Source organism: Streptomyces sp. SD15 (genome assembly GCF_054462255.1).
On record NZ_JBTLMO010000030.1, the window covers coordinates 1 to 17144 of the forward strand.

General features: G+C 69.2%; 15 protein-coding genes and 1 pseudogene. 7 read left to right on the forward strand and 9 right to left on the reverse strand.

Going from position 1 to position 17144, the window contains the following annotated elements; genetic code table 11:
* Positions 1 to 90 precede the first annotated feature (90 nt).
* The 4 genes from ACX28W_RS26775 to ACX28W_RS26790 form a co-directional block, all read right to left on the reverse strand.
* The gene (locus ACX28W_RS26775) at positions 91 to 2364 is read right to left on the reverse strand and encodes a HelD family protein (RefSeq protein ID WP_459002035.1); all 2274 of its coding nucleotides are present in this window, start codon (positions 2362 to 2364) and stop codon (positions 91 to 93) included.
* 154 nt (positions 2365 to 2518) lie between these two features.
* Positions 2519 to 2833, reverse strand: coding sequence for a thioredoxin family protein (locus ACX28W_RS26780; RefSeq protein ID WP_459002036.1), 315 nt, complete (start codon positions 2831 to 2833; stop codon positions 2519 to 2521).
* Positions 2834 to 2856: 23 nt separating this feature from the next.
* Positions 2857 to 3360, reverse strand: coding sequence for a MerR family transcriptional regulator (locus ACX28W_RS26785; RefSeq protein WP_459002168.1), 504 nt, complete (start codon positions 3358 to 3360; stop codon positions 2857 to 2859).
* A 46-nt stretch (positions 3361 to 3406) separates the two neighbouring features.
* Positions 3407 to 3922 (reverse strand): Lrp/AsnC family transcriptional regulator, encoded by a 516-nt coding sequence (locus tag ACX28W_RS26790; protein WP_459002037.1) that lies wholly within the window; start codon positions 3920 to 3922, stop codon positions 3407 to 3409.
* Positions 3923 to 4030: 108 nt separating this feature from the next.
* Between ACX28W_RS26790 and ACX28W_RS26795 the strand changes: the two genes are divergently transcribed.
* Together ACX28W_RS26795 and ACX28W_RS26800 are read left to right on the forward strand one after the other, a co-directional pair.
* Positions 4031 to 4936, forward strand: coding sequence for an NAD-dependent epimerase/dehydratase family protein (locus tag ACX28W_RS26795; protein ID WP_459002039.1), 906 nt, complete (start codon positions 4031 to 4033; stop codon positions 4934 to 4936).
* A gap of 1 nt (position 4937) precedes the next feature.
* A complete protein-coding gene (locus ACX28W_RS26800; protein ID WP_459002041.1) occupies positions 4938 to 5825 on the forward strand; it encodes an aldo/keto reductase in 888 nt (295 codons plus the stop codon).
* Between the two features lie 126 nt (positions 5826 to 5951).
* Here ACX28W_RS26800 and ACX28W_RS26805 read toward each other — a convergent pair whose 3' ends face one another.
* The 3 genes from ACX28W_RS26805 to ACX28W_RS26815 all read right to left on the reverse strand — a co-directional run bounded on the left by ACX28W_RS26805 (position 5952) and on the right by ACX28W_RS26815 (position 9465).
* The gene (locus ACX28W_RS26805) at positions 5952 to 6524 is read right to left on the reverse strand and encodes a suppressor of fused domain protein (RefSeq protein WP_459002042.1); all 573 of its coding nucleotides are present in this window, start codon (positions 6522 to 6524) and stop codon (positions 5952 to 5954) included.
* A complete protein-coding gene (locus ACX28W_RS26810; RefSeq protein ID WP_459002044.1) occupies positions 6521 to 7633 on the reverse strand; it encodes an RHS repeat-associated core domain-containing protein in 1113 nt (370 codons plus the stop codon). The genes ACX28W_RS26805 and ACX28W_RS26810 overlap by 4 nt, the downstream gene beginning before the upstream one ends.
* A 131-nt stretch (positions 7634 to 7764) precedes the next feature.
* On the reverse strand, positions 7765 to 9465 hold the full coding sequence (locus ACX28W_RS26815) for an MFS transporter (RefSeq protein ID WP_459002170.1): 1701 nt from the start codon (positions 9463 to 9465) through the stop codon (positions 7765 to 7767).
* A 195-nt stretch (positions 9466 to 9660) separates the two neighbouring features.
* On the opposite strand from ACX28W_RS26815, the gene ACX28W_RS26820 reads away from it, so the two are divergent.
* Positions 9661 to 10278, forward strand: coding sequence for a TetR/AcrR family transcriptional regulator (locus tag ACX28W_RS26820; protein WP_459002045.1), 618 nt, complete (start codon positions 9661 to 9663; stop codon positions 10276 to 10278).
* A gap of 212 nt (positions 10279 to 10490) precedes the next feature.
* Here ACX28W_RS26820 and ACX28W_RS26825 read toward each other — a convergent pair whose 3' ends face one another.
* The gene (locus tag ACX28W_RS26825; RefSeq protein ID WP_459002171.1) at positions 10491 to 11900 is read right to left on the reverse strand and encodes a cation:dicarboxylate symporter family transporter; all 1410 of its coding nucleotides are present in this window, start codon (positions 11898 to 11900) and stop codon (positions 10491 to 10493) included.
* Between the two features lie 169 nt (positions 11901 to 12069).
* Between ACX28W_RS26825 and ACX28W_RS26830 the strand changes: the two genes are divergently transcribed.
* Together ACX28W_RS26830 and ACX28W_RS26835 are read left to right on the forward strand one after the other, a co-directional pair.
* Positions 12070 to 13746, forward strand: a complete 1677-nt coding sequence (locus ACX28W_RS26830; RefSeq protein ID WP_459002047.1) for an ATP-binding protein — start codon at positions 12070 to 12072, stop codon at positions 13744 to 13746.
* A complete protein-coding gene (locus tag ACX28W_RS26835; RefSeq protein ID WP_459002049.1) occupies positions 13743 to 14420 on the forward strand; it encodes a response regulator in 678 nt (225 codons plus the stop codon). The genes ACX28W_RS26830 and ACX28W_RS26835 overlap by 4 nt, the downstream gene beginning before the upstream one ends.
* Before the next feature lie 42 nt (positions 14421 to 14462).
* On the opposite strand, the pseudogene ACX28W_RS26840 reads toward ACX28W_RS26835, so the two are convergent.
* Positions 14463 to 14733, reverse strand: a pseudogene (locus tag ACX28W_RS26840) (NAD(P)-dependent alcohol dehydrogenase); the annotation flags it as partial.
* A gap of 114 nt (positions 14734 to 14847) precedes the next feature.
* Between ACX28W_RS26840 and ACX28W_RS26845 the strand changes: the two are divergent.
* Together ACX28W_RS26845 and ACX28W_RS26850 are read left to right on the forward strand one after the other, a co-directional pair.
* Positions 14848 to 16218, forward strand: coding sequence for an extracellular solute-binding protein (locus tag ACX28W_RS26845; RefSeq protein ID WP_459002050.1), 1371 nt, complete (start codon positions 14848 to 14850; stop codon positions 16216 to 16218).
* 80 nt (positions 16219 to 16298) lie between these two features.
* Positions 16299 to 17144: a carbohydrate ABC transporter permease gene (locus ACX28W_RS26850; RefSeq protein ID WP_459002173.1), complete on the forward strand. Its 846-nt coding sequence runs from the start codon at positions 16299 to 16301 to the stop codon at positions 17142 to 17144.

Here is a 17144-nt window from a genome sequence, read left to right on the forward strand (position 1 = left end):
GGCGCAGCGCCCCTGGCGGGGGTCTGGGGGCGGAGCCCCCAGGAACGGGATGGGACGGGTAGGGGCGGCGGGGGCGAGCCCCCCCCCCGGTCAGGAGCCCGTCGTCGCCAGCACCTCCGGCAACTCCTCCGCGTACACGATCCCCAGCGCCTGAGTGGCCCGGGTCAGCGCGACATACAGATCACTCGTCCCGTACCGCCCCGGCTCCACCACCAGCACGGAGTCGAACTCGAGCCCCTTGGCCTGGCGCGGATGGAGCAGGACAACCGCACGGGTCAGGTCGGGTTCCTCGCCCGCCGTCACCCCGTCCAGCCGAGCGGCCAGCGACCCGTGCAGCTCGCGCGGCGCGATCACCGCGAGCCGCCCCTCGGCGGGAGTCAGCTCGGCGACGGCCTTCGCGACGGCGCCGGGCAGGTCGTCGCCGGCGTCCCGCACCCATGGCCGTACGCCAGTGGATCGCACGGAACGAGGCGGCTCGAAGTCGGGGTGCTCGGCGCGCAGGACACCCGCCGCGACGTCCATGATCTCGGACGGGGTGCGGTAGTTGACGGCGAGACGCGTGTGCTCCCAGCGGTCCTCGACGTAGGGGGAGAGGATCTTGGACCAGGAACCGACGCCCGCCGCCTCGGCGGTCTGCGCCGGGTCGCCGACGAGAGTCATCGAACGGGTCGGACTGCGCCGCATCAGCAGCCGCCAGGCCATCGGCGACAGCTCCTGCGCCTCGTCGACGATGATGTGGCCGAACGCCCAGGTGCGGTCGGCCGCCGCCCGCTCGGCGGCGCTGCGGTGGTCATCCTCCTCGTGCCGCTCGGCCATCCGCTCGGCGTCGATGATGTTGTGCGCGGAGAGGACTTCGGAGTCCTCCTCGTCCTTGTCCTCGAACTCGTAGGTACGGGAGGCGTAGGAGACGTCCAACACGCCCTGCGCGTAGGCGACTTGGGTGCGGCGCTCCTGGTCGGCGAGGGCTCGCGCGACCCGGTCGTCCTCGCCCAGCAGCTCGGCGGCCTCGTCGAGGAGGGGGACGTCGGAGGTGGTCCAGGCCCGGGTGACCGGGCGGTGGATCGCGGCGGCGTCCGCGTCGGAGACGTACCCGCCGGGCTCGGCGAGGAAGTCGGCGATGACTCGCTGTGGGGTCAGCCGGGGCCACAACTGGTCGATGGCCGACCAGACTTCGGGGTTCTCGGCCAGGTCGTCGCGGATCTGGGTGATGTCGCTGGCGTCGAGGAGGTTCGAGCCGTCGAAGGGGTCGGTTCCGATGCGCTCGGCCAGCATGTCGGTGAGCGTGTTGAGGATGTGGCCCTCGAAGTACTCGCGGGCGACGTTGTGCGGCAGTTTCGCCTCGCGGGTGCGTTCGCGGGCCATCTGCACGAGCCCGGCGTCGAGCATCAGGATGTCCCGGTCGTGCTCGATGGCGATCACCGGGTCGGGCAGCGCCTGCCGGTCCCGGATCACCGCGTCCAGCACCTCGGCCATGTCGGCGCGGCCCTTCACAGCGGCCGCCTCGGGGGTGTCGGTGGCCGTCGCCCGTACACCCGGGAACAGCTCGCCGACGGTCGCGAGCAGCACGCCGGTCTCGCCGAGCGAGGGCAGCACCTCGCCGATGTAGCCGAGGAAGGCGGGGTTCGGGCCGACGATCAGGACGGCACGCTTGGCGAGCAGCTCCCGGTATTCGTACAGCAGATACGCGGCCCGGTGCAGCGCCACGGCCGTCTTGCCGGTGCCGGGGCCGCCCTCGACGACCAGGATGCCCCGGTGCGGGGCGCGGATGATCTGGTCCTGCTCGGCCTGGATGGTCTGCACGATGTCGCCCATGCGGCCGGTGCGGGCGGAGTTGAGCGCGGCGAGGAGTACCGCGTCGCCGGTCGGGTCCTCGTGGCCGGTGCGCTCACGGTCGCCGAGGTCGAGGATCTCGTCGTGCAGGTCGGTGACGCGGCGGCCGTCGGTGGTGATGTGCCGGCGGCGGCGCAGGTCCATCGGTGTGTGGCCGGTGGCGAGGTAGAAGGGACGGGCGACCGGAGCCCGCCAGTCGATGAGGATGGGGGTGTGTTCGGCGTCTCCCGCGCGGATACCGATGCGGCCGATGTGGTGGCTGACGCCGGAGATGAGGTCGATCCGGCCGAAGCAGAGCGAACCGTCCACGGCGTTCAGCGCGGCGAGCAGGCCGGAGCGCTCGGCGACCAGCACGTCCCGTTCGAGCCGGGCCTGCATGGGCGTGTTGCCCTGCGCGAGCGCGTCGCCGACGGAGGCCTCGGTGTCGCCACGCAGGACGTCCACGCGCGCGTACAACCCGTCGATGAATTCCTGCTCACGCCTGAATTCGTCGTCGGGAAATTCTGTGTGTGAGCCCCTGTTTGACAATTCCACTCCCGCCCGGATATACTCTGCTCAACGAACTTCTTCGCGACTCAATTCCCTGAAGTCGCGAATCATTCAATATACGCCAAGAAATCCCCCGAGCGCAATTGCTCGGGGGATTTCTTGTGTCACCGGTGAGACCGATGGTGGTTCCGGTAGGTGATCACAGCACGTCGGACAGCTCCTCCAGCAGCCGCCGCTTGGGCCGGGCACCCACCATCGACTTCACCGGCTCACCGCCGCGGAACACCATGAACGTGGGCATGGACAGCACCCGGTAGGCGTTCGTCGTCAGCGGGTTCGTGTCGACGTCCAGCTGGACGACCTTGATCCGGTCGCCCTCCTCCGCCGCGAGGGCGCTCAGCACCGGCCCCATCTGCCGGCACGGCGGGCACCAGTCGGCCGTGAACTCCACGAGTACGGGCAGCTCCGCGCCGATCACCTCCGCCTCGAAGTCCGCGTCCGTCACCGCAGCCACGCCTGCCACCTTGATCACTCCGGTCACCCTCCTGTTTTTCCTGCTGGGGGTCCGGGGGTCGTCCCCCGGGAAAACACAGCTCCTGCTGGGGGTCCGGGGGTCGTCCCCCGGGAAAACACAGCGCATACAGGCTCCGGACCGCCCGGAACCTCCGCCTCGGCCGCCAGCTCGTCCCGCGCCTGCTCGGCCCGCGCCAGCTGCTCGCCGACCTGCGCGCGCACGGCCTGCAACTCGCCGATCAGCGCGTCGAGCTCGCCGAGCTTGCGGCGGTAGACGGCGAGCGACGCGGGGCACGAGTCACCCTCCGGGTGCCCGGCCCGCAGACACTCCACGAAGGGCCGCGTCTCCTCCAGGTCGAACCCGAAGTCCTGCAGCGTCCTGATCTGCCGCAGCAGCTTCAGGTCGTCCTCGTCGTACATGCGGTACCCGTTGTGGGTGCGCCGCGCGGGCAACAGTCCCCGCGACTCGTAGTACCGAAGAGTCCGCGTGGTGGTCCCGGCCCGCGCTGCCAGCTCGCCGATTCGCATGTCCACGAACGTAGTCCTTGACGCCGACGTCAAGGCAACGGGAACGTCAGGCCGGCGGGAGCAGCGACTTCCGCCGCACCGGCGAGGACAACACGATCGACGTCGTGGTGCGGCCCAGGGCCGAGGTCTGCTCGAGGATCTCCTCCAGGTGGAGGGTGTCCGCGACGGCGACTTTGAGGATCCAGCAGTCCTCGCCGACGACGTGGTGGACCTCGATGATCTCCGGGCGGGCGATCAGCTCCAGGGTCCTGGGGTGCTTCAGGTTGTAGCCGCCGTGCGGGTTCACGCGGATGAAGGCCTGGACGCCGTAGCCCAGCCGGGGCGGCGAGACATGGGCGCCGTACCCGGTGATCACACCCGCCGCCTCCAGCCGTCGCACCCGCTCCGCGACGGCCGCGGGGCTCAGCCGGACCCGGCGGCCCAGCTCGCTGAGCTTGATCCGGCCGTCGCCCTGCAACAGCTCCAGGATCTGCCGGTCCAGCGCGTCGAAGGCCACCGACGTTTCGTGGGCGGCGGCGCGCAGCTGCCGTGGTTCCTTCGGTGCAGCGGCCGGATCTCCCATGACTCCCCCTTCAGAGCTTCCTCGTGCGCCGGGAGAATTATGGCCACAGGATGCGAGTAGGCATGGGTACGGGACATGAGTACGGGAATGGCATTCGGGAGGCACGGCGTGCGCGAGGTATGTGTCATCGGGGGAAACCGGTATTTCGGCAAGCGCCTCATCGGTCGGCTGCTGGCGGCCGGTGACCGGGTCACGGTCGTCAATCGAGGTTCGGCCGCACCACCCACCGGCGCCCTTCACGTCGTCGCCGACCGCGATGTCGAGAACTCCCTGGAAGAGGCGCTGGGTTCGAGCACCTTCGACGTCGTCGTCGACCAGGTCTGCTACACGCCGCGACAGGCGGCTATCGCCCGACGGGTCTTCGCGGGCCGCACACGGCGGTACGTCATGACGTCCACCGTCGAGGTGTACGAGTACGAGGACTCGGCGGACCTAGTACGGGAGGACGCCGTGGACCCCCGTACGGTCACGGTCGACCTCGAACTCCCCTGGGACGACCAGGAGTTCCGCGACACGCACTACGGCGAGGGCAAGCGCCAGGCCGAGGCGGTCTTCGCGGCGGCCGGCCCCTCGTTCCCGTACGTGGCCGTACGCGTCGCCCATGTACTGGGCGGGGCGGACGACTTCACCGGCCGTCTGAGCCATTACGCCGAGCGCATCCGCACCGGTGAGCCGATCGCCGTCCCCGCCGTGAACCATCCGGCGACGTACATCCACGTCGAGGAGATCGCCGACTTCCTGGCCTGGACCGTGGGCGCCGAATTCACCGGGCCGGTGAACGCCGCGTCCCACGGAGTGCTGACCACCGAGGAGTTGTGCGAGGCCGTGGCCGCCCATGTTCTGGGCGGGAAGACCTTGCTCCACGGCGTGGAGGCCGGGGAGGTCTCGCCGTTCTCCTTCGCCCGCTCGTACGGGATGGACAACTCCCGGGCCACACGGCTCGGTTTCAGCTTCGGCGAGGCGAGGGACTGGCTGCCGCGCGCGGTCGCCGAAACTCTTGGAAAGGACGACTGACGTGCACCACAGGCTTCTCGGAGACCTCCGCGTCGGCGCGATCGGACTCGGCGCGATGCCGCTGTCCATCGAGGGCCACCCGGACGAGACGCGGGCCCTGGCCACGGTGCATGCCGCCCTCGACGCGGGCGTGACACTCCTGGACACGGCGGACTCCTACCACCTGCCCGGTGCCGAGCCCGGCCACAACGAACGGCTCGTGGCCCGAGCCCTGGCGACGTACGGCGGCGACACGGCGGACATCCTGGTGACCACGAAGGGCGGGCGCGGCAGACCGGCCGACGGCAGCTGGACGGTGACCGGATCTCCCCGCCACCTGAAGTCGGCGGCCGAGGCCTCCCTGAAGCGGCTCGGCGTGGACGCGATCGGCCTCTACCAGCTCCACAAGCCCGACCCCGCCGTCCCCTTCGAGGACTCGCTCGGCGCCCTGCGCGAACTCCTCGACGAGGGCAAGATCCGCCTGGCCGGTATCTCCAACACCACCACCGACCAGATCCGCCGAGCCCGCGCGATCCTCGGCGACCGCCTGGTCTCGGTCCAGAACCAGTACTCCCCCGCGGTGCGGGACAGCGACCCCGAGCTACGGCTCTGCGCCGAGCTGGGCATCGCCTTCCTGCCGTGGAGTCCGCTGGGCGGCATCTCCCGCAGCTCCCTGGACGGCCCGTCGCGGCTGAAGCCCGACGGCTTCACCGCCTTCCACTCGGTGGCCCGCGAGCACGGCGTCAGCCCCCAACAGATCTGCCTCGCCTGGCTGTTGACCCGCTCCCCCACCGTGATCCCGATCCCGGGAGCCAGCCGCCCGGAGACGATCCGGGACTCCGCCGGGGCGGCTGATCTGACACTGACACCGGACGACATGGCGAGGCTCGACGGGGCGGCGGGACGCTAGGGCCTGTCCGGCGGATCATGCCGCAGACGCGGGGCCTGGCACGCCCACCTGCGGCGTTGTCGTCGGTTGCCGACGCCCCGCGTCAACGCCCTCCTTTATACGAACCATGAAGCGGAAAGGCTTTTATCAGACAATTGGATTTCGATTGGGATCCAGCACGTTCGCGCCTTCCGCATCCAGCATGGATTCGAATTCATCAAGGGTCTCACGCTTAATAAAATCGGCCTCACTCTGATGGATCGGCAGCAGCCACAAGAATCGCGCACCCCCTGCCTCCGCCGGAGCCCATTCAAGTTCAGGCCCGTAGGGATAAGGCAGACTCACCAGGAGGTGATCCATGCGCGAATCCGGCATCCATGGACGGCCAATATTGATGACCGATCCTACGTCCAGCCGGTGGGCCCCGAACGAGTGATAGTGACTCACCATCGCCAACGTTTCTGAGTGAATGTCGGTAGCCACGGGCGACATGACAAAGAACTCAATTCCGCCGACTGTGGATCCATGTACCGAGGACCCCGCCGTCACGTAAACCCAAGCCTCGCCAGCACGCTGGGGAAAGATTCGGTAGGTGGCAAAATGCGGAACTCGCTCCAGGATCGGCCCCCGATCCCAGGAGGCAGATTCCACAATATGACCATCCCAGAATTCCCGAACGTGCCGCTCAAGAGCCGACAGTCGTTCGCCTTCTTCGGTCATAGCCCCAGACTCCTTTTTATTGCCTTGGAGACCTTCGCCATTTCAGCCCCTTGTGATCGCTGGCAGACCTGACATGCAGCCCCATTGATGCCGTCATTCTTTGCGTAGGCTCTTCGCTCTGCGTTCGTCATCGCTGACCCTCCGCCGCGATAGTAGTGAAGAACCAGCGGCGGGTCATGCTCGGGAACGGGGGCGTGGGCAGTTCCTGTTGTCATCGTCGTGCCGAATTCCGGGCACGGTTGCCCCTCACCCGCCGCTCGCGCCGCACGTCCGCCAGGGCCATTTGTCTGAGAGTGGCGGCGCCTGCTGCACCGGCCGCGCCGTAGCAGGCCGCGCCGACCGTGACCTCGACCGTGAACGTGATGATCTCGGTGGTGTGTTCTTCGAGCCAGTTGGTCGCCCGTGCACCACCAGTTGCACTCGGGGGCGGGCTTGGTGACCGTGACGGTCTTGGTGACGGTGACAGTGACGGTCTGGGAGCCGGAACTGGAGCCAGTACCGGATCCCGACTTGTCTCCGCCACCGCCGGAACCCGTACCGCAGGGGTCCAGGAGAACGTAGTAGCAGGTGGTTCCACTACCACCACCGCCGCCGCCGTCGAATACCGTCTTCAGGCCGCTCGGGTCCGAGTGTGAGACGGGGCTGTTGTTGCTGTACGCGTACCCGTTCATCGACAGCGGGTCGGCGATGTCCAGCAAGGGGTCCGCCGAGATGAAACGGCCGGTCTCCGGGTCGTACTCGCGGGCGCCGAGGTGGATGAGACCGGTGGTGTTCTCGTCGGTGCCGCCGATGTAGGCGCGGTGCAGGGCCCAGGTGTCGCTGGTGGAGCGCTCCACGCCGAACGGGTCGGTCTTGGTTCGCTTGACCTCCTGTCCCAAGGCCAGGGCGATGGTGAACAGGGTGGTGCCCTGGTGGTCGGGGATCAGCGCCAGGAGGGTGGAGGTGGCGGAGCCGCGGGAGGAGTGGCGCAGGACTGTCGGCGCGCCGGCCTGGGAGTACGACCGCTGGGAGTAGGCAACGGCGCCGTTGGCGTCCGTGGACAGTTCCTGGCCGTCGAGGTAGAGGGTGTGGCTGCCTGCGGTGGTGGTGATCAGGCGCGCGAACACCACCTGGCTCGCCAGTCTGGCCCTCGGCTGATCGCTGAGGGGCTCCGGCCTTGTGCCGCGCAAGGCCGGAGCCCTTCCCCCGCCCCCATACACCGGCGTCCGTACACCTCCCGGACGGGAAACACTCAGGGCGGTCAGTGCGCCGCGACGCTCTCCTCCTTCTCCTCGCGCTCGGCGTCCGCCGAAGGTTCACACGTGACCGCGGCGATGTCGGCCGTCCGCTCCTTCCACGACAGCAGCGCCGCCACGACTACCGTCCCCGCCCCCAGGATCACCGCGCCGATCAGGCTCGTGTGGGCGACCGAGTCGGCGAAGGACGAACCGACCGCGTCGGCCATCTGTCGGGCGCCGTCGGTGAGTTGGTTGGCCTGTGCCTTCAACTGTGCCGCCTGCTCCGGGTTCGCCGCCTGTGCGGCCTGCTCGCCGAGCTGCCGGGCCTTGTCGCCGATGCCGTCGGCTACCGCGTATCCGGCGCCCACGGAGTCCTGCGCCGTGGACAGGGCGCCCGCCGGGAGCTCGCTGCCCGCGGTCGCGTCCGAGAGGTGCGAGGAGTAGGAACTCGCCAGGACCGAGCCGAGGATGGCGATCCCGAGCGAGCCGCCGAGCTCCAGCGAGGTGTCGTTCACGGCGCCGCCGACGCCGAGTTCGGATTCCGGGAACGCGCCCATGATGGCGTCCGTGCAGGGCGAGAGCGCGAGCCCGATCGCGAGGCCCAGGACGGCGAGGGGCAGCACGAAGTCGCCGTACGACGACGCCGCGTCCACCTGGGTGAGCAGCGCCAGCGCCGCCGTGCCGCCGACCATGCCCGCGGTCACCGTGACCTTCATGCCGAGGCGCGGAGTGAGGTACGCGGTGAGCGCCGAGCCGACGAAGACGGCTCCGGCGAGCGGCAGCATCCGCACTCCGGTGTCCAAGGCGTCGTAGCCGAGGACGAACTGGAGGTGCTGGGTGAGGAAGTAGAAGGCGCCGAAGACGGCCAGGAAGAAGAGCGCGACGGCGAGGTTCGAGCCCGCGAACCGGCGGCCGGCGAAGCGGCGTACGTCGACGACCGGATGCGGGTGCCGCAGCTCCCAGGCCACGAAGGCCACCAGGCCGGCGCCCGCGACGACCGCCGCGGTCACGGCCTTCACGCCCCAGCCGAAGTGCGGCCCTTCGATGATCATGTAGATCAGCGAGCCGATCCAGACCACCGACAGCAGGCCGCCGACGTAGTCGATGCGGTGGTGGTGGCCGGCCTTGGACGGCGGTACGAGGACGAGGGCGCCGATGATGGCGAGGGCGGCGATCGGCACGTTGATCAGGAAGGTGGACGACCAGCCGTGCTGCCGCAACAGCGCGCCCGCGACCAGCGGACCGGCGGCGATCGCCAGTCCGGCCGTCGCGGTCCACAGGGTGATCGCCTTCGCCCGTTCCGCGCGCGGGAAGGTCGCGGCGAGGAGGGAGAGCGTGGCCGGCATGATCAGGGCGGCGCCCACGCCCATCACGGCACGGGCCGCGATGACCCCCGTAGAACTGTCCACGAGCGAGCCGGCGACCGCCCCGCCGCCGAAGACGACCAGCCCGAGGACGAGCGCGCCGCGCCGGCTGTACTTGTCGCCGAGCGCGCCGAGCAGCAGCATCAGCGCGGCGTACGGGACGGTGTAGCCGTCGATGACCCACTGGAGGTCGGCGCTGGACAGGCCCAGGTCCTGGGTCATGTCGGGGGCCGCGACGGTGAGGGCGGTGTTCGCCATCACGATGATCAGCAGGCTCAGACAGAGCACCAGCAGCGCCCACCAGCGCCTGGCATAGGGCCGGTCCATCCTCTCGACCGGTTCGTTCATGACGAGACGCATGGGTCGCATGGGTACGGTCGCCCCTTCCTCACTCGACTTGCACAGCGACGTGCAATTGCACGACCCTGTGCAATGTACGGCCGATGCACAGCACTGTGCAAATGGCGGAGGTGGAGCCCTTGCCGGAGCCCTTGATGAAGCCCTTGACGGAGCCCTTGTGGAGGGAGCGCGGGATCACCCCGCGAGGCGTGCAGAATGGCAGCCATGACCATGGGTAACGCCAGCCGCGCCGACGTGAACCGCCGCCGCATCCTCGATGTCGCGCTCGCGGAGCTGTTGCGCGACCCCGACGCGTCCATGGACCAGATCGCGCGGGCCGCGGGCGTCGTACGGCGCACGGTGTACGGGCATTTCCCGAGCCGTGAGGCGTTGATCGGGACACTGTTCGAAGGCGCGGCGCAGGCGGTGGAGGCCGCGCACGCCGCCGGCCGGGAGGGCATCGAGGACCCCGCGGAGTCGCTGGTCCGCTCGACGCTCGCGGTCTGGGAGATCGCCGACCGCTACCGGCTGCTGGTCGCCCTCGCCCAGCGCAGCGTCACCGTGCAGGGCATCCGCGAGCGCCTCACACCCGTGCGCGAGGCCTGCGTGGAGGTACTCCAGCGCGGCCTGGACCAAGGCGTCTTCGCGTCCCCGCTGCCGGCGCCGGCCCTGGCGTACGTGCATGAGCAGATGCTGTTCGCGCTCATGGAGGCCGTGAACGACGGCCTGCTGGCAGCCGAAGAGGCGGGCCGCTCCGCCGCGGTCACCATACTGACCGCGGCGGGCGTACCCGCCTCCCGAGCCACCGAACTGGCGGCCAAGCCAAGCGACTGAGTTTTTTTACAGTGATGCACCGAGCGGCCAGGTCTACGGGGGAGGACCCAGCCGCTCGGCGTATATGGGGGGGCACCTTGTCAACGCCCCAGGCGGAGGCGCCCCCTAAGGGGCGCGGGGCCGTGACATCAGCGGCTCCGCCGCGGGGCGCGACCAGCCACGACGAACCCGCAGCCAAAAAACAACCCGCAGCCCCCCTTCCAGCGGAGCGCCTACGCCTTCACGAGTTCCTTCTCGCCGCCCTGCTCGGGTACCTCCGCAACAGCACCCTCTTCGTCGTCGTCCAGCAGCGTCTTCTCATCGAACGGCAGCTCCCCGGCAAGAACCCGGTTCACCCGCTCCTTGTCGATCTCCTTCGTCCACGTCCCGATCAGCACCGTGGCCACCGCGTTGCCCGCGAAGTTCGTCAGGGCGCGAGCCTCGCTCATGAACCGGTCGATGCCGACGATCAGGCCGACGCCGTCGACCAGCGCGGGCTTGTGCGACTGCAGACCGCCCGCCAGAGTGGCCAGGCCCGCCCCGCTGACACCGGCCGCGCCCTTCGACGCGACGAGCAGGAAGAGCAGGAGCGGGATCTGCTCCCCGATGGCCATCGGGGTGCCCAGCGCGTCCGCGATGTAGAGCGACGCCATGGTCATGTAGATCATGGTGCCGTCGAGGTTGAAGGAGTAGCCGGTCGGGACCGTGATGCCGACCACCGGCTTGCTCACACCCAGGTGCTCCATCTTCGCGATGAGCCGCGGCAGGGCGGACTCGGAGGAGGAGGTGGACAGGATGAGCAGGAACTCACGGCCCAGGTACTTGAAGAACGTGAGGATGTTCAGGCCCGTGATGACGCGCAGCATCACGCCGAGCACGATGAAGACGAAGAGGAAGCAGGTGACGTAGAAGCCCAGCATCAGAACGGCGAGGCTCTTGAGCGCGTCCAGACCGGCCGAACCGGTGACGGCGGCGATGGCGCCGAAGGCACCGACCGGGGCCAGCCACATCACCATCCCGAGGATGCGGAAGACGAGCCGCTGAATGTGCTCCACCCCGCGCAGGATGGGCTGACCGGCGGACCCCATGGCCTGGAGCGCGAACCCGGAGAGCAGCGCCACGAGCAGGGTCTGCAGGACCTGGCCCTCGGTGAAGGCGGAGACCATCGTGGTCGGGATGATCGAGAGCACGAACTCGACCGGCGGCAGCGCCTCGGCCGACACCTGGCCCTGACCGGCCTCCTTGACCGCGTCGGTCACCTGCAGGCCCGTACCCGGGTCCAGGATGTTGCCGACGACCAGACCGATGGCGAGCGCGACCAGCGACATGGCCAGGAAGTAGCCGAGCGCGATACCGCCGACGGCGCCGACCTTCGCTGCCTTCCGTACGGAGCCGATGCCCAGCACGATCGTGCAGAAGATGATCGGGGAGATCATCATCTTGATGAGGTTCACGAAGCCGGTGCCGATGGGCTTCAGCTCGACCGCGAAGTCGGGAGCGACCAGGCCCACGGTGATACCGAGGATCACGGCGACGATCACGGCGATGTACAGATAGTGCGTACGGTCCCGCTTGGCTGCGGGTGCGGCAGGTGCGGTTGGGGTGCTGGCCACGGCTGCCCTCCTTGACGACGTCGTCGGCATCATTTCCGGCGTGCGGCTCACGACCGGCGGAACCCGGCGTGCGGCTCACGTCCGGGGGATCCGGGAGGCGTGGACTCCCGGGGGATGCGGTGACTATCTCCCGCCCTGTGAGGGCGGTCACCCTTCCGTTCATTTAGTTCACACTTACAAGGAGAGGCAGACTGACGACATGCGCCTTCCCCGCGTCCCGAGACCCCGCAGCCTGGCCGGCCAGCTCTTCGCCATGCAGGCCGTGCTGATCGCGGTGCTCGTCGCCGGATACGCGCTGTTCACGTACGTCAGCGACCGCAGCCAGGCCGAGGAGGCGGCGGGCCGCCAGGCCATGGCCGTCGCCCGTTCGGTCGCGGACGCCCCGTCCGTCCACGACGCCATCCGCACCGCCGACCCCACGAAGGATCTCCAGCCGTACGCCCTTCAGGTGCAGCGGGACACCGGCGTCGACTTCGTCACGATCATGGACAAGCGGGGCATCCGCTGGACCCATCCCGACGAGGCGCTGATAGGCAAGCACTTCCTCGGCCATATCGGCCCCGCCCTGAACGGCACGTCCTTTACAGAGACGTACACGGGCACCCTCGGCCCGTCCGTACGCGCCGTCACCCCGATCGTGGACAACGGCCGCACCGTCGGGCTGGTCAGCGCGGGCATCAAGGTCGAGGCGATCACCAAGCGGGTGCAGGATCAGGTGACGGCCCTCATCGGGGTGGCGACGGGCGCCCTCGCCCTCGGCGGCATGGGCACGTACGTCATCAACGCCCGGCTGCGCCGCTCCACCCACGGCATGAACGCGGCCGAGCTCAGCCGTATGCACGACTACCATCAGGCCGCGCTGCACGCCGTACGCGAGGGTCTGCTGATGCTGGACGGGCAGTACAGGGTGGCGCTGATGAACGACGGCGGGCGGGAGCTGCTGGGCGTGACGGACGAGGTGGTCGGCCACTCCGTCGCCGAACTCGGGCTGCCCGCACCGCTGACGGGCGCGCTGCTGTCGGCGCAGCCGCGGGTGGACGAGGTACATCTGACGGCGTCGCGCGTCCTGGTCGTCAACACCTCCCCGGTGTCCGGCGGCGAACACCGGGGCACGGTCGTCACCCTGCGCGATGTGACCGAACTCCAGTCCCTGATGGGCGAGTTGAACTCCGAACGCGGCTTCACCCAGGCGCTGCGCTCACAGGCGCACGAGGCCGCGAACCGACTCCACACGGTGGTCTCGCTGATCGAACTGGGCCGCGCCGACGAGGCGGTCGACTTCGCCACGGCCGAGCTGGAACTGGCCCAGACACTCACCGACGAGGTCGTCTCGGCGGTCAGCGAACCGGTCCTCGCCGCACTGCTGCTGGGCAAGGCGGCCCAGGCGAACGAGCGGGGCGTGGAGCTGGTCGTATCGCAGGACAGCGGCATCGACGACGAGCTGCTGCCGGCCGGCCTTCCGTCCCGGGACCTGGTGACGGTGCTGGGCAATCTGATCGACAACGCCATGGACGCGGCGCAGGGCACGGCGCGGGCCCAGGTCACGGTGACGGTGTTCACGGACGCCACCGGCCTGGTGCTGCGGGTCGCCGACACGGGGGCGGGGGTCGACCCGGCCCACGCGGAGGAGGTGTTCCAGCGCGGCTGGTCGACGAAACCGGCGGGGCCCGGGGGCCGGGGGTTCGGACTGGCCCTCGTACGCCAGGCAGTGAGCCGTCACCAGGGCACGCTGACGGTGGCGGAGGCGGCCGGGGGCGGGGCGGAGTTCGAGGTCCGACTGCCGTTGCCTACGGTGGATGCGGCTCCGAACACCGTTGAAAGGGCCTCTGCCGAGCCCAAGACCGCCCAGCCCGTCGTGCCTGGAGGCGACGTATGACCGAGCCCATCCGCGTACTCGTGGTCGAGGACGACCCGGTCGCCGCCGACGCCCACGTCATGTACGTCGGCCGTGTGCCCGGGTTCACGGCGGTCGGCAAGGCCCACACGGGCGCGGAGGCGCGCCGCGCCCTGGACCGCACGCCGGTGGACCTGCTGCTGCTCGACCTGCACCTGCCGGATGTGCACGGCCTGCAACTCGCCCGCTCGCTGCGCGCCGCCGGCTACCACGCCGACGTGATCGCGGTGACGTCCGCGCGGGACCTCGCGGTGGTACGGGAAGGGGTCTCGCTCGGGGTCGTGCAGTACGTCCTGAAGCCGTTCACCTTCGCCACGCTCCGCGACCGCCTCGTCCGGTACGCCGAGTTCCACGCGTCGGTGGGCGAGGCCAGCGGCCAGGACGAGGTGGACCGCGCCCTGGCCACCCTGCGCGCACCGGGCCCGGCGGCCCTCCCCAAAGGGCTGAGCGCGCCGACGCTGGAGCGGGTCACCCTGACGCTCCGGGACTCCACCGAGGGCCTGACGGCAGCCGGTGTCGCCGAGGCGGTCGGCATCTCCCGGATCACGGCCCGGCGGTACCTGGAACACCTGGTCGACTCGGGGCGCGCGGCGCGCGCTCCGCAGTACGGGCAGGTGGGGCGGCCGGAGCTGCAGTACCGGTGGGTGAAAGGCTGACGTTCCTCGGAGGCGGGGGCGGGGACGGGGGCGGGGACGGGGTCAGCCGTTGGGCAGGATGACGGCCCGCCCGTTCACCTTCCCCGCGTGCAGACGCTCGTGGGCGAGGGGCGCCTCGTCGAGCGAGTACGTCTCGGGTGTGGACGGAGCCGGCACCGGCTCGGGCGAGATCGAGGATCTCGATCAGCTCGCCGCGGGAGCCCCGGTAGGGCGCGGCGACCGACACCTCGAAGGGCAGCGCGCCGAAGCCGACGGGCAGCGCGCCCCCGCAGATGCCGACGATGCTGATGTCGCCCTCCACCGCGGCGACGGCCGGAAGAACGAGTGCGTGCCATCGCGTGCAAGGTCATTGACCTGGACTAGTCCACTCTCCTAGGTTCACCGGGCAGACAACCCGGCCCACAACGACGTCGGCCAGTAGGAGGTCGTGCCCGTGCGCCCCACCGCCGCCCCACTGCTCCTCGCCACCCTGCTCACCGCCACCGCGCTCAGCGCCTGCGGATCGGGATCCGGAAGCGATCCGGACACCGTCAAGGTCTCCTTCAAACAGTCCACGGACAACTCCATCCGCGTCATGGACACCTACTTGGGCGACATGAAGAAGGAGTTCGAGAAGGCGAACCCCGGCAAGAAGGTCGAACTCGTGCCGATCAAGGCGGCGGACTCCGAGTACTACACGAAGCTCCAGCAGATGCTGAGGTCTCCCAAGACGGCCCCCGATCTGGTCTACGAGGACACCTTCCTCATCAACTCGGACATCACCAGCGGGTACTTGAAGCCCCTCGACACCTACCTGAGCGGCTGGAAGGACTGGGACCAGTTCATCGACTCGGCGAAGTCGGCGGCCAAGGCGCAGGACGGGAAGACGTACGGCATCCCGGACGGGACGGACACCCGCGGGCTCTGGTTCGACAAGGGCATCTTCAAGAAGGCGGGCCTGCCCGCCGATTGGCAGCCGAAGACGTGGGCCGACGTCCTCAGCGCCGCCCGCACCATCAAGGCGAAGGTCCCCGACGTCACGCCGCTGAACGTGTACACCGGCAAGCCGGCGGGCGAGGCCGCCACCATGCAGGGCTTCGAGATGCTGCTGTACGGGACGGGCGACGGCACGTCGGACCCCCTGTACGACACGACGTCGAAGAAGTGGATCGCGGGCAGCCAGGCCTTCAAGGACGCCCTCACCTTCGTGGAGACGGTCTACAAGGAGAAGCTGGGCCCCGACGTCTCGGACGCCCTGGACCCGAACTTCAGTACGCGCGTCCGCGGTGAGCTGCTCCCCCAGGGCAAGCTGGGGATCGACCTGGACGGCAGCTGGCTCCCGCAGGACTGGCTGGAGGGCTCGGGTCACGAATGGCCCGAGTGGTCGCAGAAACTCGGCCTCGCCCACATGCCCACCCAGCACGGCCAGGCTCCCGGCAAGGTGAGCATGTCCGGCGGCTGGACCTGGGCGATACCCGCCAAGGCGGCCAACCCGGACCTGGCCTTCGACTTCATCGAGACGATGATGACGAAGGAGAACGCCCAGAAGTGGTACATCGCCAACTCCGGTATCGCGGTACGCAAGGACGTCGCGGCAGACCCGGCGTACGTGGCGGCGCAGCCCGGCATCAAGTTCTTCACGGATCTGGTCGCGAGCACCCACTACCGGCCCGCGTATCCGGCGTACCCGAAGGTCTCGACCGCCATCCAGGAGGCCATGGAGGGTGTGACGACGGGCGACAACTCGGTCGACGAGGCGGCGAGCGGCTATGACGAGGAGTTGAAGACGGCCACCGACGACCAAGTGATCAAGAAGTGAGCGTCGGCACGGGCGCGGCGTCGGCAGTCCCGGCGGCTACGAAGGTCGCCTCCCCGCACCGGGGAGGCCTCCGCCGCTCCCTGACCCGAGCGCTCCCGCTCACCCCGGCCGTGATCCTGCTGCTCCTTTTCCTGGCGGGCCCGATCGCCTACTGCGCCTACATCGCCTTCACGGACCTGCAGTTGACGGGCCAGGCCCATTCGTCCTTCGTAGGCTTCGAGAACTTCGGGGCGGCTTTCAAGGACGAGGCGTTCCTGAACGCGGTCTGGCTGACGCTGGTGTTCACGGTGCTGTCGTCGCTGGTCGGCCAGAACACGCTGGGCCTGGCGCTGGCCGCGCTGATGCAGCGGGCGTCGAAGCCGGTGCGGACGCTGGTGGGCGGGATCGTGATCACGGCGTGGGTACTGCCGGAGGTGGTGGCGGGCTTCCTGCTGTACGCGTTCTTCCGCCGGGAGGGAACCTTGAACGCCCTTCTCGACTGGCTCCATCTCCCCTCCCAGAACTGGCTGTTCACACTGCCGATCCTCGCGGTGTCGTTCGCCAACGTATGGCGGGGGACGGCGTTCTCGATGCTGGTGTACTCGGCGGCCCTGAACGAGATCCCGAAGGAGATCACGGAGGCGGCCGAGGTGGATGGAGCGGGCGGCTGGCGCCGCATGTGGCACATCACGTTGCCGATGATCCGTCGCTCGATCGGCACGAATCTGATGCTGAACACCCTGCAGACGCTGTCGGTGTTCGGGCTGATCTGGGTGATGACGAGGGGCGGGCCGGGCGACAGGAGTCAGACGCTGCCCCTCTTCATGTACGAACAGGCCTTCCAGAAAAGCATGATCGGGTACGGGACGGCGGTGGCGCTGCTGCTCCTGGTGGTGGGCTCACTGTTCTCGCTGGTGTACATGCGGCTGCTGCGGACGGAGGTCTGA

Bases quoted from the DNA above. Each gene is read 5' to 3' on its own strand.
- ACX28W_RS26785 (WP_459002168.1), bottom strand. From the start codon at position 3,360: ATGCGAATCGGCGAGCTGGCAGCGCGGGCCGGGACCACCACGCGGACT.
- ACX28W_RS26790 (WP_459002037.1), bottom strand. From the start codon at position 3,922: ATGGGAGATCCGGCCGCTGCACCGAAGGAACCACGGCAGCTGCGCGCC.
- ACX28W_RS26805 (WP_459002042.1), bottom strand. From the start codon at position 6,524: ATGACCGAAGAAGGCGAACGACTGTCGGCTCTTGAGCGGCACGTTCGG.
- ACX28W_RS26815 (WP_459002170.1), bottom strand. From the start codon at position 9,465: ATGCGTCTCGTCATGAACGAACCGGTCGAGAGGATGGACCGGCCCTAT.
- ACX28W_RS26820 (WP_459002045.1), top strand. From the start codon at position 9,661: ATGGCAGCCATGACCATGGGTAACGCCAGCCGCGCCGACGTGAACCGC.
- ACX28W_RS26825 (WP_459002171.1), bottom strand. From the start codon at position 11,900: ATGCCGACGACGTCGTCAAGGAGGGCAGCCGTGGCCAGCACCCCAACC.
- ACX28W_RS26830 (WP_459002047.1), top strand. From the start codon at position 12,070: ATGCGCCTTCCCCGCGTCCCGAGACCCCGCAGCCTGGCCGGCCAGCTC.
- ACX28W_RS26835 (WP_459002049.1), top strand. From the start codon at position 13,743: ATGACCGAGCCCATCCGCGTACTCGTGGTCGAGGACGACCCGGTCGCC.